The following is a 15,928-nucleotide window of genomic DNA, read 5'->3' on the forward strand; positions in this document are numbered from 1 at the left end:
AATTCCATGTGCTGTAGGTGTCTTCCCGAGAATCGGACGCCTCGCCGCAGGCTTTCACCATGGCCACATACGTCCGAACTTTCCCAACAGTAGCGTGTGGTGCGCACCACGTGGAATCGCCGGGCAAGCACTCAGCGAACCGTCATCCGATCGTTACCGTGACACGCTGATCCGCCACGAAACCCCAGGCAGAAGTGGATATATCAGCCTCGGAGACGTGAGGTGGCACTCAGGATCGACAGCGTCGCGAACACCATCGCCAGACCGGCTGACACGGTGGCGGCAAGCAGCAACCGGGTGTCCGTGACCGTGCGGACGACGGTGCCGTCCACGGGCGGGTCGATGGCGGGCGGAACGACCTCGATCGACCCCCGCGACAGCCACCACAGGAGCACGGCCAGGGCCGCCGCGACAGTCGCCACGACGACGTGACGCCGAGCCCTCATGCCGGGCCCGACGACGCATCGGCGGCCCCGACGGCGTCGACCAGAGCCGCACGCAACGCGGCGGGACGGCGGCACCATGCGCGGACCTCGGCGCCGGTGTCCAGACGCAGCCCCACGGCCCCGCGTCGCCGCGGGACCTCGCGTAGCTCACCGAGCGTGCGGGCGGTCTGCCAGGACGCCTCGTCAGGGCCCGCGCCGGCAGGGGGGAGTACCTGCTCGACGTGGGCCAGGTCGAGTTCCTCGGTGCCCTGGTAGTAGGCGGTGGGGGTGAGCCGGACGCGTCCGTGCACGCGCGTGGCGGCGATCATGACCCCGTGGCACAGCGCGGACGCGATCGCGCAGATGGTCAGCATCAGCCAGTGCACCGGCGCATCGGTGAGCCACTCGAACAACCCGGCCGCGGTGCAGAACAGCGGGGCCGCCAGGATCCAGGCCCAGCTCCAGCCGTCCTCGGCGTACAGGACGGGCCCCTCGGGCTCGGCGCCCGGCCGGATCCGGGCCGGTTCACTTGCCGACACGGGTCCCCCTGTCGCCCTTGGTGTACGCGAGCGCCTCCGCGGTGTGCTGGCGCCAGACCGCGGTGGCGGCGCACAGCCCCGCGAGGATCTGGAGGGCGACGACGACGAAGCTCACGACCTCGTCACGGTCACCCGCGCCGGCCACGCCACCGAACACGCCGATGACGACGGACACCGCATCGATCACGAGAAAGATCGCGATGAGGTTGAGCATGGTGCGGGCCCAGCCCCTGCCCGCCCGGAGCCGGAATGCCAGCCACACCGTCAGCGCGGCGGCCAGCAGCGCGAACACCGCACCGACGGCCAGCGCGAGCTGGAACAGCGAATCGATGGAGATGTCGGTCGTGCCCGCGTTATCCACGGCGTCGCGGAAGGCGCCCTGGGTGGCGACGGGCAGATCCGTGAGCCGCGCGGTCGCCGCGTTGAGCAACATGCCCGCCAACGCGAACACCGCCGCGGCCAGCCACAGGCCCCAGGCCGCGCGGATCTCCTCGGGGGGCGGGGGCGAGGGCCGGTCGAGCTCGGCCTCCCCGCCGGACCCGGCTACGGGGCCGGCCCCGCCGGTGTCGTCGGGGGCCGGCGGCCGCCACGGTCCGCTGGAGGTCACCGCCGACCACGGCCTTCGGTCAGCAGCTTCGCGGCGAGCAGCGCCCAGTACGTCAACACGATGTCGGCACCGGCACGGCGGATGGACAGGAGCGATTCCATGACCGCCGGATCGTGGTCGATCCAGCCCCGCTCGGCCGCGGCCGAGATCATCGCGTACTCACCGGAGACCTGATAGGCCGCGACCGGGACGTCGGAGATCTCCGCGGTCTGGCGGAGGACGTCGAGATACGACATGGCCGGCTTGACCATCACCATGTCGGCCCCCTCGTCCAGATCCAGCCGCACCTCTCGCGAGGACTCGCGCAGGTTACCTGGGTCCTGCTGATACGTCTTGCGGTCACCCTGCAGGGACGAGCCGACCGCCTCGCGGAACGGGCCGTAGAACGCGCTGGCGTACTTGGCACTGTAGGCGAGCACCGCGACGTCGTGATGGCCCTGGCCGTCGAGAGCCGCGCGGATGGACGCGATCTGCCCGTCCATCATCCCGCTGGGCCCCACGACGTGGGCCCCGGCCGCCGCCTGGGCGACCGCCAACTCGTTGTAAGCGGTCAGCGTGGCGTCGTTGTCCACCACCACCTCGCCGCGGGCGCCGGTACCGATCACGCCGCAATGCCCGTGGTCGGTGAACTCGTCGAGGCACGTGTCCGCCATCACCACGAGGTCGTCACCGACCTCCTCGCGGACCGCCGCCAACGCCCGGTTGAGGATGCCGTCAGGGGCGACCCCACAGCTTCCGCGGGCGTCCTTGTCCTCGTCCCGCGGTACCCCGAAGAGCATGATCCCGCCGAGCCCGGCCTCGGCGGCGGCGAGGGCCTCGCGCCGGATCGAGTCGACGGTGTGCTGGACGACCCCGGGCAGCGACGTGATGTCGCGCGGGGCGTCGATCCCGTCGGCGACGAACACCGGCAACACCAGCTGCCGGGCCTCCAGCGTGGTCTCCCCCACGAGTCGACGCATCGCAGGAGTGCTCCGGAGGCGTCGCGGTCGGACTACGGGGGCGGCAGGGTTCTGCGGCAATTCGATCACGCTCTCCACTCTACGAAAGTCCACCACCCGACGGCGGCGCGCGACGGCGCCAGCAGCTACTCGCCCACCGACGAACGCGCCCCCGAGCTCGGGAGAACTCGGGGGCGCGTTGCCGCGGTCGCGATCAGCGGCGACGCGCGCGGCGGCGCGGCGGCGGCAGCTCGCCGGCGGCCCGCAGGTGGTCGGCGTGCGAGGCCAGCGCGTCGACCAGTTCGAGGACCGAGGCGTTCTCGGGCTGCACGTCCACGCGCAGTCCGAACTCGGCGGCGGTCTCGGCGGTCCGGGGCCCGATACACGCGATGAGCGTGCGGGCATGCGGCTTGCCGGCGATCCCCACGAGGTTTCGCACGGTCGAGGAGCTGGTGAAGCAGACGGCGTCGAACCCGCCGGTCTTGATCATCTCGCGGATCTCGGCGGCCGGCGGAGCGGCACGCACGGTCCGGTACGCGGTGACGTCCTCGATCTCCCAGCCGCGGTCGGTCAGGCCCTCGGCGAGGGTCTCGGTGGCGATGTCTGCGCGCGGGAGCAGGACGCGGTTGACCGGGTCGAGCACGTCGTCGTACGGCGGGAACACCTCGAGCATGCCCAGGCTGGACTGCTCGCCGGAGGGCAGCAGTTCCGGCTGGATGCCCAGCTCACGGACGCGGGCCGCGGTGCCCTCGCCGACGCAGGCGATCTTCACGCCCGAGAAGGCGCGGGCGTCCAGGCCGAACTCGACGAACTTCTCCCACACGGCACGCACGGCGTTCGCGGAGGTGAACACGACCCACTGGTAGCGACCGTCGACGAGCCCCTTGACGGCGCGCTCCATCTGGGCGGGGCTGCGCGGCGGCTCCACCGCGATGGTCGGCACCTCGACGGGCACGGCGCCGTGCTCGGAGATACGGTCGCTCATCTCGGCGGACTGGGCCTTGGTGCGGGGCACGAGCACGTTCCAGCCGAACATGGCACGCGACTCCCACCACTGGTGGCGGTGCCGCTCGCCGGCCGACTTACCGATGGTCACGACGAGGTCACCCTCCATGTCCCGCCCGACGTCGGCCATGGTGGCCAGGGTGCCGTCGGCGGACTTCTGGGCGCAGAGCGAACCGGAGCAGGTGACGGTCACCGGCGTACCGGCGGCCAGGCCCTGCTCGGCCAGGTTGGAGGCGGCCTCGGCGAGGTGGCGCCCGGTGGTGCGCAGGACGATCGGTCCGGGAGAGCCGACGAGGGCCGCCCAGTCGACCTTGCCGCGACCGTCGGCGAACACGTAGCCGGAGCCGAGCGCGATGCCGGCGAAGGCGGGCACGGCGGTGGCCTCGGCGACTCCGGGCACGACCTCGAACGGCACGACGGTGCGGCCGACGCCCGCGATCTCGGTGACGGTGGCGTCGGTGGTCATGGGGTCACCGGCGACCAGGCGGACGACGTCGCGCCCCTTCTTGGCCTCGGCGACGAGCTGCTTGGCGACGGCCGCGGGCTCGCCCAGCACGGGCCGGATGTCGGCCGCGGTCGGGGCGGGCAGGGCCTTGAGACGCTTGACCTCGGCCTTGTCCTCGGCGGCGACGGCCGCGTCCATCTCGGCCTGCCGCGCGTCGAGCATCTCCTGCGGCACCGGCACCTGTGTGGCGACCAGCGCGAGCACCTCGGCCGACACGTCGGCGTCGGCGAAGACCAGTGCGTTTCCGGCGAGGACCTCCTGGGCCCGGCAGGTGAGCATCCCCGCGTTGCCCGGACCTCCGCCGACGAAGCGGACGGTTCCGGGGCGGGTGTTGCGTGCTCGAGTCATTGTTCGTCTCTCCGTGGGATGGGTGTCGCGCGCTGGCTGCGCGCGAGTGGGGAGTTCGTGGGCGGGTCAGGAGTCGCGGACGGTCGGTGGCGCCGTCGTGGACTCCCTGGGTACGAGTGGGTCGCGTTGTTCGGGCGACTCGTCGGACATGAGGTCTCGCGCGCCCCGGTCGAGCAGTTCGGCCGCGAGTGTGCGTCCGAGCTCCTCGGCGGCCGCGAGGGGGCCGTCGGGGTGCTCCGCGGGGACGGTGGTCCCGTGGGTGCGTAGAACTGTGGAACCGTCGTGGGCGGCGACGACCGCGTGGAGCGTGAGCTCGGCGTCGGCGGCGACCCGGTCGGCGGCGGGGTCCGTACCGGCGAAGGCGGAGTCCGCGGGACCGATCCCGGACAGTTCCGCCCGCGCGCCCACGGGCGCGGTGCACCCGGCCTCGAGGTCGGCGAGCAGGCGCCGTTCGGCCGCGATCCGCACCCGGGTGGGGAGATGGTCGACGACGGCGAGGGCCGCGATCGCGTCCGGATCGTCAGCACGTGCTTCGACGGCCAACGCTCCCTGGGCGGGGGCCGGCAACATCTCGTCGATGCCGAACCGATGGGTGGCGCGCTCGCCCACCCGGGTGCGGTCGAGTCCGGCGGCGGCCAGGACCACCGCGTCGAGGTCGCCGCTGGTGACGTAGCCCATCCGCGTGTCGATGTTGCCGCGCAGCGGGTGCAGGTCCAGGTCGGGCCGCAGGGCCGCGAGCTGGGAGCGCCGGCGCGGGGCGGAGGTGCCGACGCGGGCGCCCTCGGGGAGCGTGGCCATGGTCAGACCGTCCCGGGCGATGAGCACGTCCGACGGGTCGACGCGGGGCGGCACGGCGATCGGCGCGAACCGTTCGTCGCGTGCGGTCGGCAGGTCCTTGTAGGAGTGGACGGCGATGTCGCAGTCCCCACGCTCCAGCGCGGCCCGGAGTTCGAGGGTGAACACGCCGACGCCGATCCGCTCGACCGGCGCCATCACGACGTCGCCCTTGGTCTGCACGATGACCAGCTCGGCCTGGTATCCGGCCGCGATGAGCGCGTCACGGACGTGCCCGGCCTGCGTGGTGGCCAGCGTGCTGCCGCGCGTTCCCACCTTCAGGATCCTGCTCATGACGCCTCCTCATCCACGATGCTGTCCAGATCGAACAATGTGCTCACCACTGCCGCGAAGTCCTCGCCGTCCGACCTGGCGGCGAGTTCTTTGACCTTCACCGTCGGCGGGTGCAGAAGTTTGTCGACCACCCGGCGGACGGTGTTGGCGACCTCGTCGCGCACCTTGTCGTCCATTCCCGGCAGGCGTGCCTCGAGGCGCCGCATCTCGGCCGCGACCACCTGCCCACCGCGTCCCCGCAGCTTGCCGATCAGCGGGCCGACCTCGGCCATGCGCTCGGCCTGGGTGTACGCGGTCAGCTCGGCGTCGACGATGGTGCGGGCCGCGTCGGACTCGGCGGCGGCGCCCGAGGTGGCGGGATCCTCCTTGAGGGCCTCGATGCCCAGGACCGTCACGCCGGGCAGTCCGGCGACCGCCGGGTCGACGTCCCGCGGCATCCCGAGGTCGCAGATGACCAGGTGGCCCAGCTCGCCGCGGCCGGCGAGCGCGGTGTGCACGTCGCCGAGCGTCACGACCGTGCCCACTGCTCCGGTGCAGGTGAAGAGGATGTCGGCCCTGGACACCGCGCGGGCCAGTTCCTCGAGCGGGAACGCCGCGGCCGGGGTGCCGGCGTCGCGGGCGATCTCCGACAGGCGCTCGGCCCGCTCGGCGGTGCGGTTGGTGACGTCGATGTGGGAGATGCCGCCGCGGCCCAGGTGCGCCACGGCGAGCCCGCCCATCGCGCCCGCACCGAGCACCACGGCCCGACGCCCGTCGAGGTGGCGGCCCGCGCCGGGGCCGTCTGCGGCCGAGCCGGCCGGGTCGAGGCCGGTCGCGTCGAGGATCTCGGCGGCCCGGTCCAGCGCGACCGACACCACGGAGGCACCGGCCGAGTCGATCCCGGTCTCGGTGTGGACGCGCTTGCCCACGTGCAGCGCCTGCTGGGCCAGACGGTGCAGTGTCGTCCCGGCCGCGCCGATCTCCGACGCCGACTGGTAGGCGGTGCGGATCTGGCCGATGATCTGCTGCTCGCCCACCACCATCGAGTCCAGGCCCGAGGCCACGGAGAACAGGTGCTCGGCTGCGGCCTCGGAGTACCGGATGTACAGGTGGCGGCTCAGCTCGTCGATCGCCATCCCGGAATGCCTCGACAGCAGCGCCACCACGTCGTCGAGCGCCGGGTGGAACGCCTTGGCGGCCGAGTACACCTCGACCCGGTTGCAGGTGGTGACGATCATCGCCTCGTCGATGTGCTCACCCGCGATCAGTTCCTCGGTGAGCACGTCCCGGTCGACCTCGGAGACGGCGACGGCCTCGAGCAGCGAAACGGGCGCACTGTGATGGGAGACACCCACCAGGAGGATGCTCACAACCGACCCCCGGCCGCCGGGGCGCGACGGGCCCATGCCAGAATGGATGCCAGCTCGTCAACTCGTGGCCTGACGGCCCGGGACGCAGCATCAGGACGGCCGCCACCGCGCGGGCCGGAGACCGAATGAACGGACAGGGCACCGCAGGACGAACTCGCGGAACGCTGCTCCACAGTCGGTCGTCTCCTGTCGATGTGCACGGCTGCGTACAGGCCGGCCCCACGCCGGGACCGACCTGCCGGGACGGTCGCGGCGGTGAAGCCTGCGTACGACCCGTAACGCGATCCACCGTAACCCGCATGGCACCCCGGGACAAAACCGTCACCGGGGTCAATGCTATGCGCGGCGGACCCCGCGCGCCGTCCGTGAGCAGCACCGACCGCCGGCCCGCCCCACGAAAGGACCTCCCCCGTGCCTCCCCGCCGCAGATACTCCTCGTCGGCGTCGCCGGCGACCCGCGCCCGCTACGCCAGGCGCCGTCAGCGGCGGCTGTCCCGGGTGGACAACGATCTCACCGACCAGCAGTGGTTCGAGATCCTCGACGCCTGGGAAGGATGCGCGTACTGCGGGGAGACCGGGCCGGCGCTGCAGCGCGACTGCGTCCAGCCGATCTCCCGCGGTGGCCGCTACACCGTGGAGAACGTGGTCCCGGCCTGCGCGTCCTGCAACGCGAGCAAGCACAACAGTGAGGTGACCGGCTGGATGCGGCGCAAGAAGCTCGACGAGGGCGCGTTCCTGCTGCGCCACGCGACGTTCCTCCGGGCGCTCCGGGGCGCCGGGCAGCCGGGGGTCCCCGAACTGCCGGAAGAGGCGGACGACGTCTAGTCCCAACCCGCGAACGGCTCGGTGTCGGCGAGCGTGGCGACGAGCTCGTCGTCGTCGACCTCCCAACAGGAGTGCTCGGAGCCGTCCACCAACACCACCGGCAGTCGGTCGCCGTACTCGATCGCGAGCTCGCGATCGGCGGCCAGGTCGACGTCGGTCACCTCCAGCCGCGCGCCCGCCCGCGCGCACAACGGGACCAGCTGATCGTGGACCCGCACGCAGCTCCCGCAGCCCTCGCGCGTCAACAACGTCACACCGTGCACCATGCCTAGATAGTGCCCGACCGCCCCAGGGCTGCCCTAGGATGGGGCCCATCGCCCCCAGGAGGTCACGACAGGTGAACGACGACGACGCCGACACCACGCCCGCCGACGGCCTCGACCCGGAGTCCCCGGGCGCGGACGCGTCGGATTTCACCGACGAGCAGGTGGGGTCGGACGGCCGGCCGGCCGTGTTCGGCATGCGGCTGCCCGGTCGCGCTGACGTCACGAGTGCCATCGGCCGCCTGGCCTACCGGCGTCGCAGCCATCGCATCCAGCGCATGGCGGGTAAGGCGTCGGCTGACAACGCCGTCAAGATCGAGAAGGGTGTGGAGACCGGCACCCCGCTGGCCGACGCCCCGGTCCCGGCGGACGGGCACGCGGTCGAGCCGTTCGTCGCCGACCCGCAGGTGGCCGCGTTCTTCGACGTGGACAACACGCTGATCCAGGGTGCCTCGATCATCCTGCTGGCCCGCGGGCTGGCCAAGCACAAGTTCTTCACCGCCAAGGACATCATGGGGTTGGCGTGGTCGCAGGCCAAGTTCCGGATCTCCGGCGAGGAGAACGCCGACGACGTGGCGAGCGGACGCGACAAGGCACTGGCGTTCGTCGAGGGCCGCACCGTCGCCGAGCTGACCGCGCTGAGCGAGGAGGTCGTGGACACCTCGATGCTCGACCGCGTCTGGCCGGGCACACGGGCGCTCGTGCAGATGCACCTCGACGCCGGTCAGCAGGTCTGGCTGGTCACCGCCACGCCGGTGATGCTGGCCCGCGTGATCGCCACCCGGCTGGGCCTGTCGGGCGCGCTGGGGACGGTCACCGAGGAGAAGGACGGCGTCTACACCGGCCGGCTCGTGGGCGACATCCTGCACGGGCCCGGTAAGGCGCATGCGATCGCCACGCTCGCCGAGAAGGAGGGCTTCGACCTGTCGAAGTGCTACGCCTATTCGGACAGCTTCAACGACATGCCGATGCTGACCATGGTGGGCCACCCGGTGGCCATCAACCCGGATTCGAAGCTGCGGAAATACGCCTCGGAAAACGGCTGGAACGTCAAGGACTTCCGCACGGTTCGACAGGCCGCCAAGAAGGCCGTGCCGGGTGTGCTGGCGGTCGGCGGGATCGCCGGCGCCGGGGCGGCTATGCGGTCGAAGTACTCCTCCCGCCCCGGCGGCGCGTAGCGCGAGGTCAGCCGAAGAAGACGCTGCCGCGTCGCGCGAGGTTCCGGAACAGCGTGTTCTGGATGGTCTCGCGGACCTGGTCGGTGATCTCGAAGACCACCATCGGGTCGTCGGCAGCGTCCGGCCCCAGGTGCGCGGTCTCGATGGGCTCGCCGAACTCCATCGTCCACTTGGTGGGCAACGGGATACCGCCGAGCCCGCCGAGGAGCGGGAACGTCGGGGTGATGGGCATGTACGGCAGTCCGAGCAGCCGCGCGAGCGCCGGGATCTCGCCGATCTTCGGGTAGATCTCCTCCGAGCCGACGACCGAGCACGGGATGATCGGCGCGCCGGCGGCCAGCGCGGTGGACACGAACCCGCCGCGGCCGAAGCGCTGCAGTCGGTAGCGGTCGGCGAACGGCTTACCGAGGCCCTTGAACCCCTCGGGCCACACGGCCACCACGTGACCGTCCTCGAGCAGTCGCTCGGCGTCGGCGTTGCAGGCCAGGGTGGCGCCTGCCCGGCGGGCCAGCGGCGCGGACACGGGCAGCGTCATGGCCAGATCCGCGGCCAACAGACGCAGGGCACGACCACCGTGGTCGTGGACCGCGACGCTGGTCATCAGCCCGTCGAGCGGGAGCACGCCGGCGTGGTTGGACACGATCAACCCCGCGCCCTCGTCCGGGATGTTGTCCGCCCCGATCACCTCGACCCGGAACCAGTGCTCGAACAGCGGGCGCCACAGGGGCAGCCAGACGTTGGTGTAGAAGTGTTCGTCGAAGCCGAACTCGTCGACCTCGTAGCCGCCGGTGATGCGGGTCGCCAGGATCTCCCCGGCGGTGTTGATGGCCTCGGCCATCCCAGACAGCGCGCTGACGTCGCCGGTCGCGAGCATCACGTCCACGCCGCGCGCGAGATCGCGGACCGGCGCGAGCATCTCGACATCGATCGGCACGGCCTCCACGATCTGCCCGAGGGTGGCCCGCATCGAGCTGAGGAACCTGTCGACGATCCGCCCGATCTCGGTGGCGGCGGCGTCGCTGCTGGTGGTCGCGCCGAGGAAGCCCTCCCCGACCATCCGGTCACTCCGGGCGTCCCGGCGGCCCTCACCCCAGCGGGGGCCGCCGAGTGGCTGGCTCAGATCGAATTCCGGGCCCTTCACAACGCCTCCTCCATGCGGTCGGGCAGGGCCCCGATCGCCTCGAGCTCACCGATGGTGGTGTCCACGCCCGCGCGCAGCCGGTCGGCCACGGGCCCCGGTAGCAACTTCTCGAGCTTGGCGACCTTACGCTCCAGCGAGGCACGGGTGACCAGCGGTTCCGTCCCGGAGTCGACCAGGTAGGCGTGCAGGGCCTCGTCGGTGGTGTAGCTGGGCTGGAAGCCGAACTCCTTGCGCATGCGGGTGGTGTCCACCACCCTGCCGAACCGCAGGTACCGCATCTGCGACGGGCCGATGTCCCTGAGCCCCCGACTGAGCAGCATGCGGGCCGCGTACTTGAAGGTCTGCGGCGGCACCGGCAGCGGGATGTGGCCCGCCCGGCGGATCGCCCGGGCCAGCGTGAGCACACCCTCGGCGGCGATGTTGTACGTGCCCGGCGCCGCCCCGAGGGTGGCGTGGAGCAGCGCGTCCAACGCGTCCTGCGGGTGCAGCAGTTGGACCCGCGGGTCGTAACCGGCAAGCACCGGCGCGACCGACGGCAGCAGCAGCTCCCCCAGCACGGTCGGCTCGGGCAGCCCGAGGATGGCGGGGATGCGCAGGATCGTCACGTCGATGTCCGGGCGCTTGCGGGACATGCCCCGCACATAGCCCTCCACGGACAGGTGGTCCAGCGGGATGCCGCCGCTCGGCTGGCGGCGCGCGGCCATGTCCTCGGTGAACATGGCCGGGTCCGAGCCCGAGGAGCCGTAGACGGTGGTGGAGGAGATCAGCACGAACCGCTTGACGGTCGAGGCCCTGCCACACGCCGCGATGACGTGCATCGAGCCCATGATGTTGGACTCCTTGACGGCCGCCCGGCCGCCCGGCGCGAAGTCGGTGTGGAACAGCCCGGCGTGCACCACGGTGTCGATCCCCGCCTCGCGCAGGATCCCCTGCAGACGCGGCGACTGGGGGTCGAGCCGGACGAACTCCGCGTCACGCATCCGCCTGCGGTGCTGGGGTGACGGCTTGACCGAGTCGATGGCCAGCACGCGCTCGACGGACTCGTTCCGGAGCAGCATGCCCACCAGGTGCGCGCCGAGGTAGCGACTGCCGCCGACGACCGCGACAGCACGCGCCGGCGGGCGGCTGGAAGCTTCGGTGTTCACCCGACCGAGTCTAGCCGCGACGTGCCGTGCGAACCGGCCCCGGCCGGAAATACACCGATGCCCGCCACCACTGGGGCGACGGGCATCCGCTACAGGCGTGAGTCCGGGCGCGATCAGCGCGCCGCGGGACTCACTTACCGAGTTTGCGACGCTGCACGCGAGTCCGGCGGAGCATCTTGCGGTGCTTCTTCTTGGACATACGCTTGCGGCGCTTCTTGATCACAGAACCCATATCGGGGTCACCTACCTGTCGACTACTGGTCGTGGACCTTGGCTTGCGCTCCGGCGTCTGAAGCGGGCTTCTCGAGCCGGAACGGAACCAGTCCAGCCTACCTGCAGGCGGGTCCGCGACGAAAATGGGTCCGGGACGGAATGTACCTCCGCCCCGGTCGGGTCAGCCTGCGGAGAAGTACGAGGTGTCGAGGTACTCGTGCACGGCCTTGGCGTGGACGCGGAACGAGCGCCCCACCCGGACGGCCGGCAACTCGCCGGAGTGCACGAGTCGGTAGACCGTCATCTTGGACACGCGCATCAGCGCGGCCACCTCGGCAACGGTGAGGAACTGGGAGCCCCCCGCCGGCTGCGAGCCGCCTTCGGTCTTGTCGGTAGTCGCCATCGTCACAACCCTTCGTGGCACGCGTCGCGCCGCAGGCTTCCCCTCCTGCGGTACGGACACGCACGTGCTGGAGATGAGCCTAGCGTGAAAGGTGTGATCAATGCGACGGGAGTGGGCGAATTACTTCAATGACACGCCGCCGAGACCTGAGTTCACCCGTTCTGAACTGGGCTTGTGCTAAAAGCGACGACCCGCCAGGTGGGGTTTCTCTCACCTGGCGGGTCGCCTCCCTCGCTGCTTCGCCCTCCCGGCAGCCGCCCGGGCCGTCCTCGTCGAGGCCGGCGGGTGCGTGCGGGTGGGCGTGCGCCGCGGGTCAGTCGATCTCGTCGTCGTCCTCGATCACGTCCCGCGCCATCTCGCGGGACCGCGACGCGGCGGCCTCGACCGCATCGGCCACCGCCGCGCGCAGGCCTCCCGACTCGAGGCGGCGGATCGCCGCCGCGGTGGTGCCGCCCGGCGAGCTGACGTTGTAGCGGAGCTGTCCTGGGCCCTCGCCACCGCCGGCGAGCATCGCGCCGGCGCCGAGCGCGGTGCCGGTGGCCAGGGTCGTGGCCACGTCGCGGGGCAGGCCCTGCTCCACGCCGGCGTCGATCAGCGCCTCGGCGAGGAGGAAGAAGTAGGCGGGGCCGGACCCGGACACGGCCGTCACCGCGTCCATCTGGGCCTCGGTGACGACGACGACGGCGCCGACGCTCTCCATGATCGACCGCACCTGCTCGAGATGCTCGTCGCGCGCGAACCGGCCCTTGCAGATGGCCGAGACGCCCTGGCCCACGAGCATCGCGGTGTTGGGCATGACCCGCACGACCGGCGAGCCGGCGCTGAGTCTGGTCTCGAGCGATTCGGTCGAGACACCCGCGGCGAGCGAGACCACGATCGACTCGTGGACGCTGTCGGAGATGGCGTCGCCGACCCGCTCGGTCACCGCGGGCACATCCTGCGGCTTCACGGCGATCGCGATCACATCGGCGCCCTCACACCCGATGTCGAGGGTCGTGGGCAGGATGGAGTACTTCTTGGCCAACTCGTCGGCGCGGGCCTGGACGGCTTCGATCACCACGATGTCCGACCCCGGGGTCCCGGCCTCGCGGAGACCCGCGATGAGGGCCTCTCCGATGCGTCCGCCACCGACCACTGCGATTCTCGTCATGCCCATCACAGTGCCACACCGCCGCGGGCCGGCCCCGGCGTGCCGCCCCGCTGACGTGCGCGCTGAAATGAGCTCCGCCCGCATCCGGAAGCGGATGCGGGCGGAGTCGGTACGTGCTGGTGCGGAGCCGCTAGGTGACGAGCCTGAGCAGGAGCGGCCCGCAGGTCACGCCTATGCCCACGATCACCGCCAGGGCGATGCTGACCGTGTCATTCGACCGGCGCAGCACGCGCACCATGGCGACGAGCCCCACGATCACGATGATCGCCAGCGCGAACGCCACCCACGGCAGGTCGGTCCACAGCAACTGGAAGCCGATGAACAGCGCCGCGCCCGCGACCGCGGAGGCGAGTACCTGGGCGACGAGGATCATCCACTGCGACGCGGGCGACCGCTCGGTGTCCGCGTGATCGGCACGCGTGGCATCCGGGTGATCGGCACGCGCGGTGTCCGGGTCGGCGTCGCGGTACCGGTCCGTCGTGGCCGGTGCGGAGTCCCGGTCACCGGAGACCGCGGCCGCGGTCATCCCGGCGACGCCGGCGCCGCCCGCGGCAGCAGCCGCAGCCCGGCCGAAGGAGCCCTCGCGGCCGTCCGTGTCAGTGCCCTCGGGGGCGGCTGAACCGGTGACCGCGCCAGCGTCCTTGACGCCTGGAGCGGGCGCGGTCGCGGCGGGAGCCGCATCGCTGTTCTTGTCTGTGGCCCTGTCTGAGGCCTTGTCTGCGGCCTTGTCCGTGGTGGCCGCGCCTGCGGCGACCACGCCGGCCGGAGCCTCGGGAGCACTGTGGGCTGTGGAGCCACTGCCGGTCGGCACGCCCCACGCCTGCTGCCGGGCCGGGGCGGAGTCCGCCCGACCGGCGGTGTCCCCCGCGGCGGTGTCCCCCGCGGTGGAGTCCTTGGCCCGCGTCGGCGCCTGTGCCTGCGTCTGCGCTTGAGACTGCGTCTGCGCGGCGGTCGGCTGCCCGGGACCGGCCTGGGAACCGGTACCCGAGCCGGTCGCGGCGGCGCCCGCAAGACCCGCGGCACCGGCAGCAGCGCCACCCGCCGCCGCGGCACCGGCCACACCGGCCCCGGACGGCCCGCGATCATCGCGCGCATCAGGGGTCCAGGCGCCCGTCGGGCGCGCCGCGGCCTGGTCCTTTTCCTTGCGCTTACGGCCGAACAGACCGCGACGCTTCTCCTGCGGCTGCCCCTCGGGCGTCTCGTCCGCGGTCGCGGGAGCACCGGCCCCCGGGGCGGGCGGCTGCTGCGCGGGCGCCTGCTGTGTGGGTGCCTGCTGTGCGGGTGCCTGCTGTGCGGGTGCCTGCTGCCGGGCCCCCGGCTGCCGGGCGCCCGGCTGCTGGGCCGGGATCCTGGCGGTCTGGGCCGCCGAAGGCTGCGCTGCCGGCGGCTGCTGCGCGGTCGGCGACTGCTGTGTCGCCGACGGGCGCGCCTGCGACGCCGACGCGGGAGCCTGCCCCGACTTCGGGGTGGACGGCTGCGGTGTGGGCGGCGTCGTCGTCCTACCCGTCGCCCCCGACTGCGCGGTTCCCGCGCCCGCACCGGTCTGGTCGCCCGTCGCCCGGGGCCCGTCCGCCGACGGCGACGAACCGCCCTCGGCAGCCTCCGCCTCGCGCGCATGACGCCGCGCCGCACGGCCACTGAGGACCGTGTCATCGGTGATGCGCGGGATCTCACCGGTGAGCTCGGAGACACTCACCCCACCCTCGTCAGCCCGGCGGCGCCGACGCCCGGTGGGCGCGACCTCCTGCTGCTCCGCGCCCATGCGCTTGAGCAGCTCCGCCACGGTGATCTGCTGACCGTCAGAATCCTCGGCCATCGTCAGCTTCCCTTCCCGTCGCCGCCCACGTCCCGGTCGAGACGCTGAAGAATGAGCCCCTCACGCAGAGCCCACGGACAGATTTTCACACTTTCCAACCCCAATGCACGCATGGACGCCTCCGCGACCAACGCGCCGGCCACCACTTGATACGAACGATCAGCGCTGACGCCCTCCAACTCTGCCCTGTCCGCAGCGGTCATGCGAGAGATGAACGCGATCACCTGGCGCAGACCGGCCGCGGTGAGAATCCGCTCGACCCGCGGCCCCTCGGACGACGGCGCCGCGCCCGTCAGGCGTGCCAGCATCCGGAAGGTCTTGGAGGTGGCGCAGGCGACATCCGGATCGCCGGCGGCACGCAGCTCCTTGGCCGGCCCCTCCAGCTCGGCATCGATGTAGTCGCGAAGCTGATTGATGCGCTTGCGCTCCGGCGGGTCCGTTTTGAACCAGTCGTGGGTCAGACGGCCAGCGCCCAGCTGCAGGCTGAAGGCGTGCTCCGGCAGCTCGTCCTCCCCGCTGGTCAGCTCGAGCGAACCACCCCCGATGTCGAGGTTGAGGATCCGCCCGGCGCTCCAGCCGTACCACCGCCGCGCCGCGAGGAACGTCATGCGCGCCTCGTCCTCACCGGAGAGCACCCGCAGTTCGACGCCCGTCTCCTTGGCGACCTTGGCCAGCACCTCGTCCGAGTTCGCGGAATCCCGCACGGCGGAGGTCGCCAGCGCCATGACCTCCTTGCACTTGGTGGCCTTGGCGAGATCGGCGGCCTCGTTCACCGCGTCGATCAGGCGGGCGATGCCGGTCTTGGTGATGCTGTTGTCCTGATCCAGGTACTCGATGAGACGCAGGCGGGTCTTGGAGTCGTTCATGGGCGTGGGGTGGCCACCACGATGCGCATCGACGACGACGAAATGAACCGTGTTACTCCCGACGTCCAGGACACCTAATCTCAC

Annotated in this window: 17 protein-coding genes; 2 read left to right on the forward strand and 15 right to left on the reverse strand. The window is 71.8% G+C overall.

The window, feature by feature from the left end; genetic code table 11:
* Positions 1 to 203 precede the first annotated feature (203 nt).
* From ACWIFB_RS13545 to ACWIFB_RS13575, 7 genes are all read right to left on the reverse strand, one after another.
* Positions 204 to 446 (reverse strand): hypothetical protein, encoded by a 243-nt coding sequence (locus ACWIFB_RS13545; RefSeq protein WP_454058530.1) that lies wholly within the window; start codon positions 444 to 446, stop codon positions 204 to 206.
* The gene (locus ACWIFB_RS13550; protein WP_452098415.1) at positions 443 to 964 is read right to left on the reverse strand and encodes a hypothetical protein; all 522 of its coding nucleotides are present in this window, start codon (positions 962 to 964) and stop codon (positions 443 to 445) included. Before ACWIFB_RS13550 ends, ACWIFB_RS13545 begins: the two co-directional genes overlap by 4 nt.
* Positions 951 to 1,571 (reverse strand): hypothetical protein, encoded by a 621-nt coding sequence (locus ACWIFB_RS13555; RefSeq protein WP_452098414.1) that lies wholly within the window; start codon positions 1,569 to 1,571, stop codon positions 951 to 953. Before ACWIFB_RS13555 ends, ACWIFB_RS13550 begins: the two co-directional genes overlap by 14 nt.
* Entirely contained in the window at positions 1,568 to 2,599 is a 1,032-nt protein-coding gene (gene hemB, locus ACWIFB_RS13560; RefSeq protein WP_454058531.1) for a porphobilinogen synthase, read from the reverse strand. Before hemB ends, ACWIFB_RS13555 begins: the two co-directional genes overlap by 4 nt.
* Before the next feature lie 124 nt (positions 2,600 to 2,723).
* Positions 2,724 to 4,367, reverse strand: a complete 1,644-nt coding sequence (locus ACWIFB_RS13565) for a bifunctional uroporphyrinogen-III C-methyltransferase/uroporphyrinogen-III synthase (RefSeq protein ID WP_230928450.1) — start codon at positions 4,365 to 4,367, stop codon at positions 2,724 to 2,726.
* 66 nt (positions 4,368 to 4,433) lie between these two features.
* Positions 4,434 to 5,495, reverse strand: a complete 1,062-nt coding sequence (gene hemC, locus ACWIFB_RS13570; RefSeq protein WP_452098412.1) for a hydroxymethylbilane synthase — start codon at positions 5,493 to 5,495, stop codon at positions 4,434 to 4,436.
* Positions 5,492 to 6,844 (reverse strand): glutamyl-tRNA reductase, encoded by a 1,353-nt coding sequence (locus ACWIFB_RS13575; RefSeq protein ID WP_452098411.1) that lies wholly within the window; start codon positions 6,842 to 6,844, stop codon positions 5,492 to 5,494. Before ACWIFB_RS13575 ends, hemC begins: the two co-directional genes overlap by 4 nt.
* A gap of 411 nt (positions 6,845 to 7,255) precedes the next feature.
* Here ACWIFB_RS13575 and ACWIFB_RS13580 point away from each other — a divergent pair, with 411 nt between their 5' ends.
* Positions 7,256 to 7,669 carry an HNH endonuclease gene (locus ACWIFB_RS13580; RefSeq protein WP_454058532.1) on the forward strand — a complete coding sequence of 138 codons (414 nt, stop codon included), beginning with the start codon at positions 7,256 to 7,258 and terminating at the stop codon, positions 7,667 to 7,669.
* Here the strand turns inward: ACWIFB_RS13580 and ACWIFB_RS13585 are convergent.
* Positions 7,666 to 7,923 carry a glutaredoxin family protein gene (locus ACWIFB_RS13585; protein WP_454058533.1) on the reverse strand — a complete coding sequence of 86 codons (258 nt, stop codon included), beginning with the start codon at positions 7,921 to 7,923 and terminating at the stop codon, positions 7,666 to 7,668. The genes ACWIFB_RS13580 and ACWIFB_RS13585 overlap by 4 nt on opposite strands.
* 206 nt (positions 7,924 to 8,129) lie before the next feature.
* Here ACWIFB_RS13585 and ACWIFB_RS13590 point away from each other — a divergent pair, with 206 nt between their 5' ends.
* Positions 8,130 to 9,110 (forward strand): HAD family hydrolase, encoded by a 981-nt coding sequence (locus ACWIFB_RS13590; RefSeq protein WP_454058546.1) that lies wholly within the window; start codon positions 8,130 to 8,132, stop codon positions 9,108 to 9,110.
* 7 nt (positions 9,111 to 9,117) lie between these two features.
* Here the strand turns inward: ACWIFB_RS13590 and ACWIFB_RS13595 are convergent, their stop codons facing one another.
* The 7 genes from ACWIFB_RS13595 to ACWIFB_RS13625 all read right to left on the reverse strand — a co-directional run bounded on the left by ACWIFB_RS13595 (position 9,118) and on the right by ACWIFB_RS13625 (position 15,928).
* Positions 9,118 to 10,251, reverse strand: a complete 1,134-nt coding sequence (locus ACWIFB_RS13595) for a lysophospholipid acyltransferase family protein (RefSeq protein ID WP_452098408.1) — start codon at positions 10,249 to 10,251, stop codon at positions 9,118 to 9,120.
* The gene (locus ACWIFB_RS13600; protein WP_452098407.1) at positions 10,248 to 11,396 is read right to left on the reverse strand and encodes an NAD-dependent epimerase/dehydratase family protein; all 1,149 of its coding nucleotides are present in this window, start codon (positions 11,394 to 11,396) and stop codon (positions 10,248 to 10,250) included. Before ACWIFB_RS13600 ends, ACWIFB_RS13595 begins: the two co-directional genes overlap by 4 nt.
* A gap of 130 nt (positions 11,397 to 11,526) precedes the next feature.
* On the reverse strand, positions 11,527 to 11,628 hold the full coding sequence (locus ACWIFB_RS13605) for a 30S ribosomal protein bS22 (protein ID WP_003855542.1): 102 nt from the start codon (positions 11,626 to 11,628) through the stop codon (positions 11,527 to 11,529).
* Positions 11,629 to 11,790: 162 nt separating this feature from the next.
* Positions 11,791 to 12,012, reverse strand: coding sequence for a helix-turn-helix domain-containing protein (locus ACWIFB_RS13610; RefSeq protein ID WP_452098406.1), 222 nt, complete (start codon positions 12,010 to 12,012; stop codon positions 11,791 to 11,793).
* 313 nt (positions 12,013 to 12,325) lie between these two features.
* Positions 12,326 to 13,162, reverse strand: coding sequence for a pyrroline-5-carboxylate reductase (proC, locus tag ACWIFB_RS13615; protein ID WP_454058534.1), 837 nt, complete (start codon positions 13,160 to 13,162; stop codon positions 12,326 to 12,328).
* 130 nt (positions 13,163 to 13,292) lie between these two features.
* Positions 13,293 to 14,978 carry a hypothetical protein gene (locus ACWIFB_RS13620; RefSeq protein WP_454058535.1) on the reverse strand — a complete coding sequence of 562 codons (1,686 nt, stop codon included), beginning with the start codon at positions 14,976 to 14,978 and terminating at the stop codon, positions 13,293 to 13,295.
* A gap of 2 nt (positions 14,979 to 14,980) precedes the next feature.
* Positions 14,981 to 15,928, reverse strand: coding sequence for a Ppx/GppA phosphatase family protein (locus ACWIFB_RS13625; RefSeq protein WP_230928460.1), 948 nt, complete (start codon positions 15,926 to 15,928; stop codon positions 14,981 to 14,983).

It is taken from the genome of Dietzia sp. NPDC055340, assembly GCF_053645335.1.